At 72.1% G+C, this 16,599-nt stretch carries 13 protein-coding genes; 6 read left to right on the top strand and 7 right to left on the bottom strand.

Translation table 11 applies throughout. From position 1 onward, the window contains the following. Nucleotides 1-41 precede the first annotated feature (41 nt). Together ACIBI5_RS39215 and ACIBI5_RS39220 are read left to right on the top strand one after the other, a co-directional pair. Nucleotides 42-674, top strand: coding sequence for a TetR/AcrR family transcriptional regulator (locus tag ACIBI5_RS39215; RefSeq protein WP_397254457.1), 633 nt, complete (start codon nucleotides 42-44; stop codon nucleotides 672-674). Between the two features lie 78 nt (nucleotides 675-752). Continuing rightward, entirely contained in the window at nucleotides 753-2,363 is a 1,611-nt protein-coding gene (locus ACIBI5_RS39220) for a carboxylesterase/lipase family protein (RefSeq protein ID WP_397254459.1), read from the top strand. Nucleotides 2,364-2,365: 2 nt separating this feature from the next. Here ACIBI5_RS39220 and ACIBI5_RS39225 read toward each other — a convergent pair whose 3' ends face one another. Next, complete coding sequence (locus ACIBI5_RS39225; protein ID WP_397254821.1) at nucleotides 2,366-2,914, bottom strand: GrpB family protein; 549 nt, start codon at nucleotides 2,912-2,914, stop codon at nucleotides 2,366-2,368. A gap of 80 nt (nucleotides 2,915-2,994) precedes the next feature. On the opposite strand from ACIBI5_RS39225, the gene ACIBI5_RS39230 reads away from it, so the two are divergent. Next, the gene (locus tag ACIBI5_RS39230; RefSeq protein WP_397254461.1) at nucleotides 2,995-3,390 is read left to right on the top strand and encodes a hypothetical protein; all 396 of its coding nucleotides are present in this window, start codon (nucleotides 2,995-2,997) and stop codon (nucleotides 3,388-3,390) included. Here ACIBI5_RS39230 and ACIBI5_RS39235 read toward each other — a convergent pair. From ACIBI5_RS39235 to ACIBI5_RS39245, 3 genes are read right to left on the bottom strand one after another with little or no spacing between them, the layout of a single operon-like run. Then, nucleotides 3,368-3,646, bottom strand: a complete 279-nt coding sequence (locus tag ACIBI5_RS39235) for an antibiotic biosynthesis monooxygenase (protein WP_397105666.1) — start codon at nucleotides 3,644-3,646, stop codon at nucleotides 3,368-3,370. The two genes, ACIBI5_RS39230 and ACIBI5_RS39235, sit on opposite strands and share 23 nt — an antisense overlap. Beyond that, the gene (locus ACIBI5_RS39240) at nucleotides 3,643-4,236 is read right to left on the bottom strand and encodes a DUF2867 domain-containing protein (RefSeq protein WP_397254462.1); all 594 of its coding nucleotides are present in this window, start codon (nucleotides 4,234-4,236) and stop codon (nucleotides 3,643-3,645) included. The genes ACIBI5_RS39235 and ACIBI5_RS39240 overlap by 4 nt, the downstream gene beginning before the upstream one ends. Further along, complete coding sequence (locus ACIBI5_RS39245; RefSeq protein ID WP_397254464.1) at nucleotides 4,233-6,155, bottom strand: fumarylacetoacetate hydrolase family protein; 1,923 nt, start codon at nucleotides 6,153-6,155, stop codon at nucleotides 4,233-4,235. The genes ACIBI5_RS39240 and ACIBI5_RS39245 overlap by 4 nt, the downstream gene beginning before the upstream one ends. Before the next feature lie 57 nt (nucleotides 6,156-6,212). Between ACIBI5_RS39245 and ACIBI5_RS39250 the strand changes: the two genes are divergently transcribed. After that, nucleotides 6,213-6,806, top strand: coding sequence for a TetR/AcrR family transcriptional regulator (locus tag ACIBI5_RS39250; RefSeq protein ID WP_397254465.1), 594 nt, complete (start codon nucleotides 6,213-6,215; stop codon nucleotides 6,804-6,806). A 127-nt stretch (nucleotides 6,807-6,933) separates the two neighbouring features. Here ACIBI5_RS39250 and ACIBI5_RS39255 read toward each other — a convergent pair whose 3' ends face one another. Beyond that, nucleotides 6,934-8,859, bottom strand: a complete 1,926-nt coding sequence (locus tag ACIBI5_RS39255) for a glycosyl hydrolase family 8 (protein ID WP_397254467.1) — start codon at nucleotides 8,857-8,859, stop codon at nucleotides 6,934-6,936. A 112-nt stretch (nucleotides 8,860-8,971) separates the two neighbouring features. Then, complete coding sequence (locus ACIBI5_RS39260) at nucleotides 8,972-9,280, bottom strand: hypothetical protein (protein WP_397254469.1); 309 nt, start codon at nucleotides 9,278-9,280, stop codon at nucleotides 8,972-8,974. Between the two features lie 138 nt (nucleotides 9,281-9,418). On the opposite strand from ACIBI5_RS39260, the gene lanKC reads away from it, so the two are divergent. Together lanKC and ACIBI5_RS39270 are read left to right on the top strand one after the other, a co-directional pair. After that, nucleotides 9,419-11,965 (top strand): class III lanthionine synthetase LanKC, encoded by a 2,547-nt coding sequence (lanKC, locus tag ACIBI5_RS39265; protein WP_397254471.1) that lies wholly within the window; start codon nucleotides 9,419-9,421, stop codon nucleotides 11,963-11,965. Nucleotides 11,966-12,117: 152 nt separating this feature from the next. Then, nucleotides 12,118-13,470 carry an MFS transporter gene (locus ACIBI5_RS39270; RefSeq protein WP_397254473.1) on the top strand — a complete coding sequence of 451 codons (1,353 nt, stop codon included), beginning with the start codon at nucleotides 12,118-12,120 and terminating at the stop codon, nucleotides 13,468-13,470. 49 nt (nucleotides 13,471-13,519) lie between these two features. Here the strand turns inward: ACIBI5_RS39270 and ACIBI5_RS39275 are convergent, their stop codons facing one another. Continuing rightward, entirely contained in the window at nucleotides 13,520-16,423 is a 2,904-nt protein-coding gene (locus ACIBI5_RS39275) for a BTAD domain-containing putative transcriptional regulator (protein ID WP_397254475.1), read from the bottom strand. Nucleotides 16,424-16,599 lie beyond the last annotated feature (176 nt).

Genomic DNA, 16,599 nt, shown 5'->3' on the forward strand with positions numbered 1-16,599 from the left:
GCCGCGCCGGGGTGACGTACGACCGTGGAAGGATTGAGGTCGTGAGCGCGGAGGGGAAGCGGCAGGCGAAAGGCACGGGCGGCGCGGCTCCCAAGCGGGGGTCCAAGGCCACGCAGAGCCGGGCGGCGACCGAGGCGGCGCTGATGGCGGCGGCGCTGCGGCTGCTGGAGCGTGACGGGGTGCTGGCCGGTCTCAGCCTTCAGGCGGTCGCCGACGAGGCCGGGGTCAACCGCGGCCTGATCCACCACTACTTCGGCAGCCGCCAGGCGTTGCTGCGCGCGGCGCTGGAGGCCAGGAAGAACGCCGGGGAAGTGCCGTTCGAGCAGGTACGCGAGGACGCCCCGGCCGACAAGGAGGCGTGGTCGTTCGAGGCGCATGCCCGGGATTCGAGCTATGCCCGGGTGGTGGCGCTGCTGGCGCTGGACGGGGACGAGGAGTTCGCGCCCATGCCGTACGTGGAGAGCCGCCTGGCCGATCTGCGCCGCGAGAGCGACGAGGGCCGGCTGCCCCAGGACGTGGATCTGGCCGCGATCTTGGTCATGTGGGACAGCTTTTTCTACGGATATTTCGTCATGCGTACGGCTCTCGCCCGGCAGCTCGGCGTGACCCCCGAGCAGCTCGATCAGCGTGTCGTCGGCACCTACAACCGTCTGACCGGCCGCGACAACGGTTAGCGTTTCGCTAAGTAAGGGATTGACCGGCGGTCTCGCCATGTGTTCCGATTTAGCGAAACGCTAATATCTGGAGGACGGATGAGGACGACCCTCGCTTTGCTCACCGCCGCCCTGACCCTCAGCGCCGCCGCCCCACCGGCCGCCGCGAGCCCACCGGTGAACGCGCAGGTCCAGGCCCAGGGACGGGTGGACGTGCGCACCGACAAGGGCAAGGTCAGGGGTGTCACCGACGGCCGGGTCAACCGGTTCCTGGGCGTGCCCTACGCCGCCCCGCCGGTGGGGGCGCTGCGCTGGGCGTCGCCGCGGCCGGCCGTACCGTGGAAGGGGGTGCGGGACGCGGCGGCGTCGGCGCGCAGATGCCCGCAGTCCCCGCAGATGGGCGGGGGCGACAGCGGCGTGGAGGACTGCCTCTACCTTGAGGTGACCGCCCCGGCGAAGCCCGGCAAGCGGCCCGTGGTGGTGTGGTTCCACGGTGGCGTGGGGATGTCGGGCGCGGCCTCGGAGTACAACGCGAACAGGCTGGTCGCGGGCGGTGACGTCGTGGTCGTGTCGGCCGCCTTCCGCATCGGGATCCTGGGCGGGCTGCAGCATCCCGCGCTGGACGCCGCCTCCGCCGCCGGCGACTCGGGCTTCTGGGGCACCGAGGACCGGATCGCGGCGCTGCGCTGGGTGAAGGCGAACATCGCCGCGTTCGGCGGCGACCCGGGCAACGTCACGATCGGCGGGCAGTCGGCCGGGTCGACCGCGGTGTGCGGGCTGCTGGCCGCTCCCCCGGCGGCCGGGCTGTTCCACCGGGCGATCCTGCAGAGCGGGCCGTGCAAGCTGCGGTGGGCGAAGAACTCCCTGTTCGAGGGCACTCCGGCCAACGACGGGCGGCCGCGCACCCACAAGGAGACGCTGCCCGGCAACCTGGCCACCGCGGCCAAACTGGGCTGCGCCGACCGGGCGGGCGCGGCGGCGTGCCTGCGCGGGCTGAGCGTGGAGAAGATCCTCCAGGTGCAGGCCGGCGACTTCGAGGCCGGCGGCGGATCAGGCTCCGCGTTCCTGCCGAAGGGCGACGTGTTCGGCGACGGGCGGTTCAACCGGGTGCCGGTCCTCATCGGGGCCACCAAGGACGAGAGCCGCCTGTTCATGGTGTGGCGCTTCGACGGCGCGGACCCGTCGAAACCGCTCACGGCCGCCGAGTACCCGGTGAAGGTGCGCGAGAGCTTCGGCGCCGACGCCCCGAAGGTCCTGCGCCGCTACCCGCTGTCCGGCGGGGTACGGCCGGCCGAGGCACTCGGATCGGCGTACACCGACCACGGCTGGTTCTGCTCGACCGTGACCACGGCGCGGGCCATGGCCGGGAAGGTCCCGGTGCACGCCTTCGAGTTCGCCCAGCCGGTCGGCGACTATCCCGGGCTCACCTTCCGGCCAGGCGCCTGGCACGGGGCGGAGCTGCAGTATTTGTTCGACATGCCGGGCGCCAAGCCGATCTCGGCCCCGGCGCAGAAGCGGCTGGCCGCCCAGATGATCGGCTACTGGTCGAACTTCGCCAGGACCGGTGACCCCAACGGGCGCGGCCTGCCGTACTGGCCGAGGTCGAAGGCGCGTGGCGGGACGGCGATGTCGATCAGCGTGGACGATCCGGGCCCGCGGGATGTCGGCAAGAGCCACAACTGCGGCTTCTGGGACCGGCTCGCCCGGTGACGTCAGACGCCGGCCCGGGCGAGGATCGACTCCACGACCCGGGTCTTGGCGTCGGCGTAGTTCTGGACGTACTTCCAGGTGCGCCCGGCGAGGTCGCGTTTGGTGTCCGCGTACAGGTCGCGGTCCTCGTCGTGCGTACGCAGCCAGTCGCGAAAGCCCAGCATGCGGCGCACCTCCAGGCAGCCCTCCGGCAGCACGTGCAGGTTGACCGGCATCTCGCCGCCGGTCAGCTTGAGCACGCGGTGCTCGTACCACTCCGGCTCGCGGATCGTCAGGACGTAGCCGAGCGACTCCAGCGCCGGGACGTACGCGGCCTCGCCGGCCGGGTCCTCGACGATCAGGAGCATGTCGAGGATCGGCTTGGCCGGCAGACCGGGCACCGACGTGGACCCGACGTGCTCCAGCCTGACCTCGCCGAGGGCGGCCAGGATGTCATCGGCCAGGCGTTCGAAGCGGACCGGCCAGGCCGGGTCGTAGCCGGCCAGGTGGATGTGATCATTGTGGACGGGCGGGGTCGTGACGTGGGCTCTGGCGATCTCTTCGTCGGACATGTTCACGCATGACATCCTGCCCGTTCCCGGAGGAACCGGCGTAAAGCGTTGTGCAAGCGGCCCCCGCTAGCTTGCCGATCGTGCACCCTCTCCCCCACATGGCCGCCGTGGCCAGGACCGGGCTGATCACCGGCCTGATCTCCACCGTTCCCGCCGTCGCCCTGCTGGTCGTCGCGCTGACCGCCGATCCGCGCAGCGGCATCGGGTACTTCTACTTCCTGGCGCCCATGATCACGCCGTTCGCGTTTCTGGTCGGCCTGGTGATGCTCGCCGCCCGCGGCGGCGCGCGCCAGGCCGGCGGCGCCGTGGCGGGCAGCGTGCTGATCGTGCTGGTGGCCTACGCCGTCACGGCGCTGATGACCGACGAGCCACGGACGATGCTCACCTTCTTCGTGCTGCCCCTGGGCGCCGCCGCCCTCTTCCCGCTCGCGTTCGTGACGGGTGTGTGGCTGGTCAGGGCGCCACGAGGCGGATGATCTCGCGGGGCCGTACCTCGCGCTCGTCGTAGGCGAGATCCACGTCGGCCGCCTGGACCGCGGCGAGCGAGGCGGTGAACGCCGCCTCCGACTCCCACTCCACGATGGACACCACCGCGTCGCCGGCCAGCCAGCACGTGGCCGACAGGCAGCCGGGCGCGCGCCGGAACTCCGCCGCCACCGCCTGGACGCGGGCGACGAACTCCTCCCGGTGCTCGGCGCTCGGGTAGTGGTGTCCGATCATGCCGACCTTCATGAGGATCTCCTTCGACTCGGGTCTTCGGGTGTTCGCCAGCCCCGGCCGATCTTCCTGACCAGGGCGGGATCCACGATCAGGTGCCTGAACGGCCTGATCGCGAGCATGTAGGCCCGGCCGAACAACCCGTTCGGCTTCACCAGGACGGCCATCTGGCCGCGGTGGCCGCCACGGCCGTCCGGGACCCAGGCGATGTGCATCACCGTGTGCACGGTCCTGTTCGCCATCTCCGACGCCCACTCGGTGTCGGTCTGGAAGACCGAGGTGAACGGCACCGCGCGCAGGTCGGGACCGCGCCTGGCGAGCAGGTGCTCCGGCAGCCGTCCGCGCAGGGATCGCACGCGCGAGCCGATCCCGGCGGCGCGGCGGTCCCAGCCGAGCAGCGCGCCGATCTTCCAGCGGAGGGCGAAGAGCGCGCCCGTGAGACCGGAGAAGCCGCCAGGGCGCGTGGACATCTGGCGCACGAGCACGTCCAGGTCGCCGGGGCCGCCGGGGGTCGGCAGCGCCCAGACGTCCTCGACCCGGAAATCGGGCGCCACCTCGTGGATGTGCCAGGCGTGCTTCGTGTGCTCGGTGTCCGGGATTCTCATGCGCGCGCCCATTCGGCCATCAGCGCGAACAGCGCGATGCGGTCGAGCACCGGCTGCTCGGGGTCGAGCTCGCGGTAGCGCTGGTAGACGTTGACCACGACCCGCTCGGCGTCCAGCCAGGCGGCGTACTCGCCCAGGTCGATGCCGAAGGCGGCCTCGCGCACGTCCAGGCCCTTGGCGTGGGCGGCGTCGGCGTGCGCGACGACGTGGCCCAGGTAGTCGCGGACGGCGCGGATCCCGGCGGCGTCGGTCACCGGCCCGTGGCCCGGCACCACGGTGGGCGCATCGAGGGCGAGCATCGTGTCGCAGGCGGCGACCCAGTTGGCGATCGGGCCGCCCCACACGATCGGCGTGCACCCGACGAACAGCAGGTCGCCCGCGAACAGCACCCCGGCGTCCGGCACGTGCACGACCGTGTCGGCCCCGGTGTGCGCGGGGCCGAGGTCGAGCAGGCGCACCTCGCGTCCGCCCACGTCGAGGGTGAGCCGCCGCTCGTAGGTCTGGTCGGGGCCGCGCAGCCTGATCCCGCCGAAGTCGAACGCGCCGAACCTTTCACGCAGGTACGGCGTGAGCACCGGCCCGAGATCCATGATCTGGAGCGCCGCGGTCATCTCCGGGGCCATCTCGGTACGCATCTCGTGGGCGGTGCCCTCCGCGGCGATGACGCGGACCGAGCCGGGCAGCAGCTGGCCGCCGTGGGTGTGGTCGCCGTTGGCGTGGGTGAGCACGTGGTGGGTCAGCGGGTGGCGGTCGGTGACCTGCCGCAGGCCGTCCAGCATCTCGGCGGTGTGCCGCAGGTCGTAGAGCGTGTCGACGAGCAATGACGCGCCGTCGCCGGCGACCAGTCCGGCGTTGCTCATGCCGAAGCCGCCGTCCGGCAGCAGCCACGCCCACACCCCGTCGCCGACCTGGTGCGGCCCCTTCGTGTACGGCACCTTCGTGCTCGGCGCGCGGTTGGCCCGCGGCCTGGGCGGACCGGCGGCGGGATCGGGTCTGGCGGGCAGCGGATGCGGGGCCGTACCGGCGCGGACGGTCTGGCGGATCTCGCCGAGCCCCTCGGCGCGCAGCGTCACCACATCGCCGTCCTTGAGCCAGCCGCGGAAGGCGGCGAGGTCGGCGAAGCTGAGGTGCTCGATCAGGCAGCAGCCGGGAACGGTGCCGGAGCCGAAGACGTCGCCCGGCCGGAGCTCGACGCCGCGCGAGGCGTAGGCGACGACCTCGCCGAACGTCCAGTCCATGGCGTCGGTACGGCCCGCCCCCACCAGCTCCCCGTTGACCTCGGCCCGCACCTCGAGCGCCGGCCGCCCGCCGGGGCCGAAGGGCAGCTCGTCGGGCGTGACCAGCCAGGGCCCGAGCGTGGTGGCGCCGTCCTTGCCCTTGGCCTGCCCGATCTTGAGCTGGCCTTCGAGTGCCTGCAGGTCACGGGCGCTCCAGTCGCAGAACAGCGTGTAGCCGGCGATGTGCTCCACGGCCTGCTCGGGCGTCAGGTCGCGCCCCGGCACGCCGATCACCGCGCCGATCTCCAGCTCGAAGTCGAACCAGGCGCTGCCCGGCGAGACGCTCACCTCGTCGCGGGGCCCGATGACGGTGGCCGGGTTGGCGAAGTAGAAGGCGGGGATCTGGTACCAGGTCGGCTCCAGGGTCCCGGTGCCGCCCATGGCTCTGAGGCAGCCGCGCATGTGGTCGAGGAAGCACAGGCAGTCGCGGATGGACGGCGGTCTGGGGATGGGCGCCTTCAGCGTGAGCTCGGCGAGCGGGGTGACCTGGGCGGGCTCGGCGAGTGCCCGCTCGCCCGCCTGCCGCAGCGACGGGCCGAGCAGGTCGATCAGGCCCGTGCCGGCGGGCAGGGCGTGGACCTGGTCGCCGTTGACGACGCCGACCCGGTCGCCCTCGGCCGACGCGTAGGTGACGAAGCGCAAAATGACCTCCTGTGTTGGCCAGCATAGAGTATGATTGCTAGCATAGAAGGAGGCACGGTGACAACACGTCGAGAGCAGACCAGCCAGGAGAGCCGCGAGCTGATCCTGGCGGCGGCGGCCGAGCTGTTCGCGGAGAAGGGCTACCGGCAGACCACGTTCGCCGACGTGGGCGAGCGCTCCGGGATCAGCAGGGGGTCGATCCCCTGGCACTTCGGCAGCAAGGAGGGGCTGCTGCTGGCCGTTCTCGAACGCTCGCTGGAGGAGCTGCGCGCCGGGCTCGGCGAACCCCCCGAGCGAGTGGAGACGGCGCTCGACCTGCTGGCGGAGGGCGCGGGGGCGCTGTTCGCGCTGCCCACGGGCAGGCTCTTCGTCAACCTGCTGGTGGAGGCGCTGGAGCCGGGCTCACCGATCCAGGGGCGCTACGTCGAGATGCACGAGGCGCTGCGCGCGCACGGCCGGCGGGTGCTGGATCGGTTGCCGCTGCCGGCCGGACTGTCGGCCGAGGGGCTGTCGATCCTGCTCGTCGGGGCCGTCATCGGCGTGCACCAGCAATGGCTGCTGGCCCCCGATCGCGTCGACTACCCGGAGGCGCTGGCCGCGCTGCGTGCGCTGATGGCGAGAGCGGTGCTTCCGGGCCCGGCACAGGAGTGATGCGGGTGATGCCACCCCTCGGCGCAAGGGTGATGCCACCCCGGCGCGGGGGTGAAGGCGCCCGTGCCGCGCCGGGGTGGAGCGGGGTGGCGGCCGGTCGGGCGGGCCGGCCGGCCGCCGGGGTGCGTCAGGGCACCCAGTGGTTGTGCGTGGCCGTGATCATGACCTGGAGCTGGATGCTCGCCGCGAAGTAGCTGCTGCTGTCGATCGGCGTGGCCAGCATCTTGTTCCAGAGCGCGTCCAGCCAGGCCTGGCTGCCGGAGTCGGTCATCGCCGCCACCGCGAACGGGGCGAAGAACGAGGCGTCGCTGCCGGAGGAGATCTGCGTGCCGTTGAGCTTGTAGCCCATGGCGATCTTGCCGGGGTCGCCGCCGGTCTTGGACTTGACCCAGGTGTTCAGTTTGCGGGCGGCCGTGAGCGACTTGGCGTCGCCACTGGTCACCGCGTCGGCGCCGATCCGCCAGGGCACGCGGCAGGAGTTCCACCAGTACTGGCCGTCGTTCGCGTGCTCCAGCACCTTTCCGGGCGCCGGGCGCGGCGAGGTGTTGGTGTCGACCACGAAGTCGGGCAGCAGGCCGGTGTTCGGGGCGTAGGTGGACTGCAGGGAGGCGATCACGTTCTGGTGCGCGTTGCGCACGGTGTCCCAGGTGGAGTCGCCGGTGGCCTTCTTGAAGGCGCGGAAGTGGTCGGCCATCCAGTCCGAGGCGCGCGAGACGTAGTAGCGATGGTCGCTCGGCGTGCTCCAGTCGCCCAGCTTGAGCAGGTTCGTGGAGGGGTTGAGCTCATCCTTCTTGATCGCGTTGATGTGCCGCACGGCGAGGTTCTTGTAGTTGTAGGTGCCGTTGCTGCCCCACTGCCGGTCGGCCAGGAGCAGGCCGTAGGCCACGTCCATGTCGCCGTCGGTGGCGCCGTCGCTGCCGTTGACGCTCTGGCAGGCCTCGTTCTGCTCGGCGGCCAGCAGGTCGGGGTTGATCACCGACGGGTGGTCGATCATCCACTTGGTCAGGCCGTCGAAGATCTTCTTGGCGTCCGGGTCGGCTCCGGCCATGGTCGCCGCGATCACCATGCCGTAGCCCTGGGCCTCGGCCACGTACGGGTGGTCGGCGTCCGGGGAGTAGACCTGGTACCAGCCGTTGCCGCAGTTCTGCCGGAGGAAGGCGGTCTTCCACCGCTTGTAGTAGTCGATCACCTTCTGGTCGAGCGTCGCCTGGGCGCCGGAGGGCTTCAGCATGCCGGAGGCGTAGGGGAAGGCGTGGCTGCCGAACGGTACGGCGGGGCCGCCGCCGCCCGCCTGGGTGGTGGCGGTGACGGGGCCGCTCGCGGGCGAGACGTTGCCCGCGGCGTCACGGGCCTTGACCGTGTAGGTGTAGCTCGTGCTCGCGGTCAGGCCGGTGTCGGTGAACGTGGTGCCGGTGGCGGTGTCGACCAGGGTGGCGCCCCGGTAGACCTCGTAGCCGGTGACGCCGACGTTGTCGGTGGCGGCGTTCCAGGCCAGGGAGACGCTGGTGGAGGTGGTGGCGGTGGAGCGCAGGCCGCCGGGGGTGCTCGGCGGCGTGGTGTCGCCGCCGGAGGAGAACGAGCCGTAGGTCTCGAACTCCCAGAGCGAGTAGCCGTAGGTGGTGCCGCGGGCAGTGCCGTACATGCGGATATAGCGCCCGCTGCCCGACAGGCCCGTCAGGTCGTCGGTGGCGCCGTTGCCGGTGGTGGTGGAGTAGATGTCGGTCCAGGTCGAGCCGTTGGGCGAGGTCTGGATTTTGTACGACTTGCCGTAGGCGGCTTCCCAGCTCAGCTTGACGCGGGAGATGGTCGCCGTGGCGCCGAGGTCGATGGTGACCGATTCGGGGTCGTGGCCCTCGGCGCTGGCCCAGCGGGTGCTCGTGCTGCCGTCCACCGCCTTGGCCGCCTCGAAACCGGCGCCTTCGATGGACGAGGCGGTCGCGGGCCTGTCGCGGGAGATCAGGGTGTCGGCCGCCGAACTGGCGGCGGCGGGATGGGCGGCGAGGGCTGCGACCATGGCCGCGGCGGCGGCCATGGCTCTGACAACGTGGGGCATCAGCGGGGTCCTTGGGGGGTGAGGTTCGGACGACGCCTTAGTTAGGAATGTTTCCTAACTTGTAGGGACAGTAAAGAACCTTCGCCCGCTTGGCAAGAGCCCCCTCGCGCGATCAGCAGGGATAGAGGCCGCGCCCCTGCCGGTGGGAGGCGTTTCCGTACAGGAGATTCTTCCGCTCGTTGGCCTTGATCGTGTAGGGGCCGGGGTCCGGCCAGTTGGGGACGTCCACACAGACCTTCTTCGCGTATCCGCACTCGTTGACGACCTTCACGTACCGGAAGAAGTTGGCGGAGCCGCCGCTGTACCACCCCTCGTGCTGGACGTTGCACGCCGACGCCGCCGCCGAGACGTCAGCCTGCGCCGGTGCCGCGATCGACAGGGAAACCAGCGCCGCGGCGCCGAGGAGAACCTTCTTGAGCATGACTGACTTTCCTTTCTGGGAGTTACGCGGCGAAACGTTAGGGACGCGGGATTCGCGGGAGATATGAGCGCCTCATATCGAGCTCATAGCGGCGGCGTGCAGGCTCTAGCCAGCCGATCACCGCCGAGGGGGACACCAATGATCGAGTGGGAGCATCTCGCGCTCTTCTGCCAGTCGGACCCCGACTTCTTCGCCCGCCCCGACCGGATCGCCGACACCGCGGAGCGGCTCGCCCACCGCGAGCCGCCGGAGAACTGGGAACGCACCGAGAAGGACCTCTGGGTACGGCTGCGCCCCTCCTATCGCCCGCTCAAGCGGACCGGCTGGAAGATCCACGTCGCGGTGACGCCCGGCGACGCCGACCACGCCTGCGCGATCGTCTGGGACTACTGCGTCGAGCGCGACATCCCGTTCAAGTTCCTGCGCAGCCGCCGCGCCGTCCAGCTGCTGAACGGCAAGTACGCCGACCGCTCGGCCAGCGGCAAGACCATCACCATCTACCCGGCCGACGACGAGGAACTGGCCGAGGCGCTGGAAACGCTCGGCCGCCTGCTCAAGGGCATCACCGGCCCGTACGTCCTCAGCGACCTCCGGATCGGCGAGGGCCCGCTGTTCGTACGCTACGGCGCCTTCACCAAGCTCACCTGCGTCGGCGAGGACGGCGAACCGGTGTCCGGCAGGCTCGACCCGGACGGCCGGATCGTCCCCGACGTACGCGAGGCCCGGTTCGTCCTGCCCGAGCGGGTCAAGGTGCCCGAGGTCCTGACCCCGCACCTGGAGGCCCGCCACGGCGGGAGCGCCGACTTCCCCTTCGCCGTCGAGAGCGTCATGCACTACTCCAACGCCGGCGGCGTCTACCTCGCCACCCGGAAGGGGACGGACGAGCGCGTGGTCCTGGTGGAAGCCAGGCCGCACGCCGGTCTCGACCGCAACGGCCGCGACGCGGTCGCCCGCCTCCAGGTCCAGCGCGACATCCTGCGGCGGCTGGACGGCCTGCCCTGCGTGCCCCGCCTGCTCGGCCACCACCTCGCCTGGGAGCACCACTTCCTGGTCGAGGAGCACGTCGAAGGCCTGAGCCTGTTCGATGAGATGGTCCGACGCTACCCGTACGCCCACAACACCTACGGCCCGCCGGAGCCCGAGGTCAGGGCGTACACCGAATGGGCCGCCGAGATCGTCGGCAAGATCGGGCACGCGCTGGAGCGGATCCACGAGCGCGGCGTGCGCTACGGCGACCTGCACCCCGGCAACGTCATCGTCCGCCCCGACGGCGAGATCGTGCTGGTCGACTACGAGTACGCCCGCGACCTCGACGACACCACGATCCTGGACGGCGGCGCGCCCGGCTTCCACGCGCCCGCCGGGGTGAGCGGCGCCGCCGCCGACCGTTACCAGCTGGAGTGCGTACGCGTCTGGCTCCACCTGCCGATGAACATGCGGCCGGAGCACACCCCCGCCCAGGTCCGCCGAGCGATCGGCACGGTGACCGATCTGTTTCCCGTGGACGAGACGTTCGCCGCGCAGACGGCCGCCGGGTTCGGGCTGACCGGGGACGGCCCCGCCCCCGACGTGGCCGACCGGCTGCTGGGCGACGGGGAGATCTCCTGGCCTGCCGTACGCGACTCGCTGGTGGCGGGGATCATGGAGAGCGCGGACTTCTCCCGCGACGGCGCGCTGTTCCCCGGCGGCCCGCAGCAGTTCGCCACCGGCGGCTTCACGCTGGCCTACGGGGCGGCCGGGGTGCTGCTCGCGCTGCACCGGGTGGGCGCCGAGGTGCCGGCGGCCTTCGCCGACTGGATGGCCGCCCAGGCCCTTCGCAGCCCGGACGCCAAACCCGGGCTGTACGACGGCCTCCACGGCGTCGCCTACGTCCTGGACGAACTCGGCTACACCGACGTCGCGCTGAAAGCGCTGGAACAGGCGCGGGCGGCCGAGGACCGGGTGGCGACCGCGGGGCTGCTCAGCGGCGGCGCGGGCCACGCGCTCAACCTCCTGCACTTCGCCCACCGGACCGGCGACGACACGCACCTGGCCGGCGCGCTCGCCATCGGCGAGCGGCTGGCCGGGCTCACCGACGACCGGAAACCCGCAGAAGGAGGACTGATCCGCGGCATGTCGGGGGTGGCGCTCTGTTTCCTGCGGCTGTTCGAGACGACGGGCGGAGACGTGTGGCTGGACCGCGCCCGCGCCGCCCTCCAGCAGGACCTCGACCGAGGCGAGGTCCTGGGCGGCGACACCTTCCACCTGGTCGACCACGGCACCCGGCGGCGCAACATCCTCTACGTCGAGGGCGGCAGCGCCGGGCTGGCGATCGTCGCCCACGAGTACCTGCGGCACCGGCAGGACGAGGCGCTGGCCACCGCCGTCACCGGGGTGCGGCGCGGGTGCCGGGCGCCGTTCACCCGGGGGCCCAGCCTGTTCCGCGGACGGGCCGGGTTCATCGCGACGCTCGCGCACCTCGGCCATCCGGGCGACCACGACGTGCTCATGGCACACGTGCCGAGGCTGGCGCTGCACGCGCAGCCGTACCGGGGGCACCTGGCCTTTCCGAGCACCAAGCTCCTGCGCCTGTCCATGGACGTGGCGTCGGGATCGGCGGGCATCCTGCTCGCCCTGAACTCAGCGTTCCGAGGGGGCAGGTCCTTTCTGCCCTTCCTCGGGACCGGAACCACAGAAGGGAGGTGACCACCATGGCCGAGATTCTCGCCCTGCAGTCCGAGGCCCCCAAGCGGGGGGACAGCCACTGCATCAGCATCACGACCGACTAGTTCGCGTCCGGCAGGCCGCCGTCGAAGACCGTTCGACGGCGGCCCGCCGCTGTCCAGGGAAGGAGCGCGATGAAGGAGCTGCTGCTCGACCGGACCTACCGCCGCCTCTGGCTCGGGCAGAGCGTCTCGCTGGCCGGCGACTACCTGTTCACCACCACGATGGCGCTGTGGATCGGCACCGTCCTGCTGCGCGACCAGCCGTACGCGCCGAGCGCGACCGCGGCGAGCCTGCTCATCGTGGCCGTGGTGACGGTGGCGGGCGCTCCGGTCGCCGGAGCGCTGGTCGACCGCTGGGACAAGGTACGCGTCGCCAGGACCGCCGACGCCGTCAGGACGCTGATCGGCGGCGGCTTCGCGATCCTGGCCTGGCTGTCGGGCTCCCTGCCCGTCGGGCTCACGCTGGCCCTGTGCGGGCTGGCCCTGGCCGGGCAGTCCGCGGCGACGCAGTTCTTCAACCCCGCGCGCATCGTCATCCTCAGCGACGTGGTCTCCGAGGGCCGGCGCGAGCAGGCGGCGAGCTTCGCGCAGGCGAGTTCCGCGATCGCGATGATCGCCGGTCCCGCGCTGGCCGGCGCCCTGTTCGCCGCCGCTGGCCCCGGCGTCTGCTTCGGCCTCAACGCGGCCACCTTCGCCTGCTCCTTCCTCGCCCTGCGCGGAACCCGCGTGCCCATGACCGAGACCCGCGAACGCCACCTGGGCCGGGAGATGCTCGCGCCTCTGGGCCTCATCGCCCGCGACCGCACGCTGCGGGCCGTCCTCGGCGCCGGCGTGATCGTCATGCTGGGCGCGAGCGCGTTCGGCTCGCTCAACGTCTTCTTCGTCAGGGAGAACCTGAGCGCCGACCCGGCCTGGTTCGGCGTGATCAGCTCGGCGCTGGGCGCGGGCATCCTCACCGGCGCGCTCGGCTCCGCCGCGCTCCACACGCGGCTGGGCAAGGAGCGGCTGTTCGCCGCCGGCCTGCTGCTGTGCGGTCTCACCTGCCTGCTCTACGCGCGCCTCGACAGCGCGCCCCTCGCCGCCCTGGTCATCTTCGGGTACGGCGTCGCCGGCGGCATCGTCGAGACCGTGATGTCGCCCATCCTGCTGGCCGCCACCGGCCGGGACCATCTCGCCCGGGTCCTGTCGGTCTTCACCTCGGCCCTGCGCCTGGCCTCGATCACCTCACTGGGCCTGGTGGGCTGGCTGGCCGGGGGGCGGGGCCGTATCGACCTCATCCTGCTCGGAGCGGCCGTGATGTTCCTGCTGGCCGGCGCGCACGCGGCCCTCTACCTGCGGCGGCCCGGCCCGAGGGCCGGGCCGGCGCCTAACACCACTCGTGGTCGCCCGGGCATTCGCCGGCGACGACGGTCTGGGCGGGGGGCGAGTGCGGCGGTTCGAGGTGAGCCGCCGCGGCAATGCCTCCGAGCACTACGGCGACGCTGAGCAAGAGTGCGGAAAGACGGCGCTTCATCGTCATGTCCTCCAGGACGGGTTAGGTGAGGTTGAGTGCCTTCTCCAGCCAGGGCTGGGCGCCCAGGCGTCGGAAGGCGGTGATGGCGAGGTCAAGGTGCTCGTTCGCGTCCTCGCCGCCCAGGCGGGCGAGGGCGAGGTGGGCACGTCCGGCGAGCAGGAGGTCCCCGAGCCGGTCGGCCCCCGCCACGGACGAGGCGAGCGTCTCCCTGCCGAGGGGCCCGTCCACGTCCGCCAGCGCCTCCCCCAGGCTCAGCAGCACCCAGGCCTCGCCGATCTGGTCGCGCTGCTCCCGGGTGAGCCGGAGGGCGAGCCTGCCCGCCTCGACGGCCTCGAGGTTCTTCCCCAGCTCGTGATAGGTGTCGGCCAGACGCTTGGTCAGCAGGGCCTTCGTGCGCCTGCCCAAGGGGTGGGCCAGCGCTCGCACCAGAGGCCCTTCGGCCTGGTCCGGGCGGCCCACGGTGGTGTGGTGGTAGGCGATGCTGCCGAGGGTCACCGCCTCCGCGGTGGTGTCGCCCACCCGCTCGAAGACGGCGACCGCCTTCCACAACTCGGCCACTGCGCCCTCGTGGTCGCCCCGGTAGCCGCGGGTGACGACGTCATAGCGGCGGGTGAGGGCCAGGCCGTACTCGTCGCCGACCTCCTCGAAGATCCGCGTGGCCGCCGCCAGCGTGGTCTCGGCCTCGGTGAACTGGCGGCGCTGGTTGTGGATCTCGCCGCGCGACAGCAGCATCGCGGCCTCGCCGCGCCGGTCCCCGGTCTCCCCGCACGCGGCCAGCGCCGCGTCCACGACCGTTCGCCAGTCGTCGAAGTAGCCGGACATCTCGTAGAGGTAGACCGGGGTGGCGGCCAGTTCCCAGGCCAGGCCGGCCCAGCCGAGACGGGCCGCCTGGGTGACGAAGGCGACCACGGTCGCGCGTTCCGCGTCGAGCCAGGCCATCGGGTCGGCGTCCAGCTGGGGCGGGGGTTCCAGGTGGTGGCGTGGCGCCGTACCCCGGAGGATCATGAGGTCGTGGCGGGGATACTCGTGCCCGCGCGCATGCTCGGCCAGGGCGAGCAGGCCGCCGATCGCGCGGGTGAGGGCCTCCGCGCGCTGTTCCCGGCTCTCCTCCGCCTCGGCCCGCTCGATCGCGAACAGGCGGACCAGGTCGTGCATCGTGTAGCGGCGCTGCCCGCTGGCGTCGCGCCGGGCGGGCTGGAGCATCTGGGCGTTGGCCAGTTCCTCGCACAGCTCCTCCGCGCCGCGCAACGACGTGTGAAGGAGCGCGGCCAGGGTCCAGGGGGCCAGGTCTCTGACGCCCTGGAGCAGGCCGATCCGCCGGAAGGCCAGCCGGGCGGTCTGCGGCAGGTCGAGGTAGCTCAGCTCGAAGGTGTTGCGCAACTGCTCCTCGTCCTGGCGCAGCTCGTTCAGGCGGTGGCGCTCGGCGCGCAGGCTGCCGGTCAGCTCGCCCAGGGACCACGCGCTGCCGACGGCCAGTTTCGCCGCCGCGATGCGCAGCGCGAGCGGGAGGCGGTCGCACAACTCGGCGAGCGTGGACAGCTCCTCGCCGTCGGCGTCGTCCTCGACCCGTCGCCGCCCGGCGATGCGGCGCAGCAGCAGCCGCGCGTCGGCGGGCGGCAGCACCTCCAGCGTGAGCGGCCGCGCGCCCTCCTGGACGACGAGTCCGCCGAGCCGCTTGCGGGAGGTGACGATGACGCGGCAGGTGCCGGAGCCGGGCAGGAGCGGGCGGACCTGGTCGGCGGAGTGCGCGTTGTCCAGCACGACCAGCAGCCGCCGGCCGACGAGCATGCTGCGGTAGAGGGCCGTGCGCTCGGCGAGGCTCTGCGGTATCCGGCGGCCCGGCACCCCGAGCGCCCGCAGGAAACCGTCCAGCACGCTCTCCGGCGCGGCCGGGCGGCTGCCGCGGGTGAATCCGCTCAGGTCCGCGAACAGCTGCCCGTCGGGGAAGCGCTCGGCCCGGCGGTGCGCCCAGGCCATGGCGAGGGCGGTCTTGCCGATGCCGCCCACCCCGCTCACCACACTGACGCGGACGGCGTCGTCACCGCTGTCCAGCAGACCGTCCATCTCTTCCAGCTCCGCCTGCCTGCCGGTGAACGCGAAGGCGGCGGGCGGAAGCTGCGAGGGCCGTACGTCGGCGACCTCGCGCTCCGGCTCACGGGTGACGGGATCCTCCAGGAGGATCATGTTGTGCACCTCGCGCAGGCGCGGGCCGGGCTCCAGGCCCAGCTCGTCGACCATGAGCCTGCGTCCCTCGTCGTAGACGGCCAGCGCGTCGGCCTGCCGTCCGGAGCGCGACAGGGAGAGCATGAGCTGGGCGCGGGCACGCTCCCGCAGCGGGTGCTCGCCGACGAAGCTCCTGAGCTCGCCGGTCAGCTCCCGGTGGTGGCCCAGGTCCAGCTCCAGCTCGACGCACTCCTCCAGCGCGGCCAGGCGCAGTTCCTCCCACCTGCCGGCCGCGTTGAGGAGCGCGGAGCTGGTGATCCCGCCGAGCACGGGGCCGCGCCACAGCTTGAGCATCGCGCGGAACATGGCCGCGGCCTGGCCCGGCCTGCCGCCCGCCGCCTCCCGGCGGGCCGCGGCGAGCCCTTGCTCGACCGTCAGCGCGTCCAGGGCCAGCGTCCGGGGAACCCGGTAGCCGCCCGCGACGGTCTCGATCAGCGCCGGGTCTCCACCGGCCTTGCGCAGCGCGCCGCGCAGGGCCGAGATCGCCGCGGCCACCTGCCCGCGTACGGAGGAGGGCGGCGCGTCCTCCCACACCAGATCGACCAGGCGGCCGGTGCTCACCGTCTGCCCGTTGTGCAGCAGGAGGGTCGCCAGGACCGCCTGCGGCCGCGGACCTCCCACGTGGACGGACCGGTCGCCGACCGCGACCTCCAGCGGCCCGAGAATCCCGAATCTCGTGCCCGGCTCTCCGCTCAGCGCCACCGGCGCCTGCCGATCCGGCTCGCCGCGGAGGTCAACCCGGGGAAGGTCATCACGCGGCCACTCCTGATCATGGTCTCTCCACTGCCGAGGGGACCGTAACCATGACCGCTTTCGATCGGTTATCGGTGGGCGAAAGCGCCCGCCGTTCCCTATGATCAAGCTCTCTGGGACGTGCA

The sequence above is a fragment of the Nonomuraea sp. NPDC050540 genome, from assembly GCF_044457485.1.
In the GTDB taxonomy this organism is placed as follows: Bacteria; Actinomycetota; Actinomycetes; order Streptosporangiales; family Streptosporangiaceae; genus Nonomuraea.

Coding starts and splice junctions, on each gene's coding strand:
- ACIBI5_RS39225 (WP_397254821.1), bottom strand. CDS start 2,914: ATGTCCGACGAAGAGATCGCCAGAGCCCACGTCACGACCCCGCCCGTC.
- ACIBI5_RS39255 (WP_397254467.1), bottom strand. CDS start 8,859: ATGCCCCACGTTGTCAGAGCCATGGCCGCCGCCGCGGCCATGGTCGCA.
- ACIBI5_RS39220 (WP_397254459.1), top strand. CDS start 753: ATGAGGACGACCCTCGCTTTGCTCACCGCCGCCCTGACCCTCAGCGCC.
- ACIBI5_RS39235 (WP_397105666.1), bottom strand. CDS start 3,646: ATGAAGGTCGGCATGATCGGACACCACTACCCGAGCGCCGAGCACCGG.
- ACIBI5_RS39260 (WP_397254469.1), bottom strand. CDS start 9,280: ATGCTCAAGAAGGTTCTCCTCGGCGCCGCGGCGCTGGTTTCCCTGTCG.
- lanKC (WP_397254471.1), top strand. CDS start 9,419: ATGATCGAGTGGGAGCATCTCGCGCTCTTCTGCCAGTCGGACCCCGAC.
- ACIBI5_RS39240 (WP_397254462.1), bottom strand. CDS start 4,236: ATGAGAATCCCGGACACCGAGCACACGAAGCACGCCTGGCACATCCAC.
- ACIBI5_RS39270 (WP_397254473.1), top strand. CDS start 12,118: ATGAAGGAGCTGCTGCTCGACCGGACCTACCGCCGCCTCTGGCTCGGG.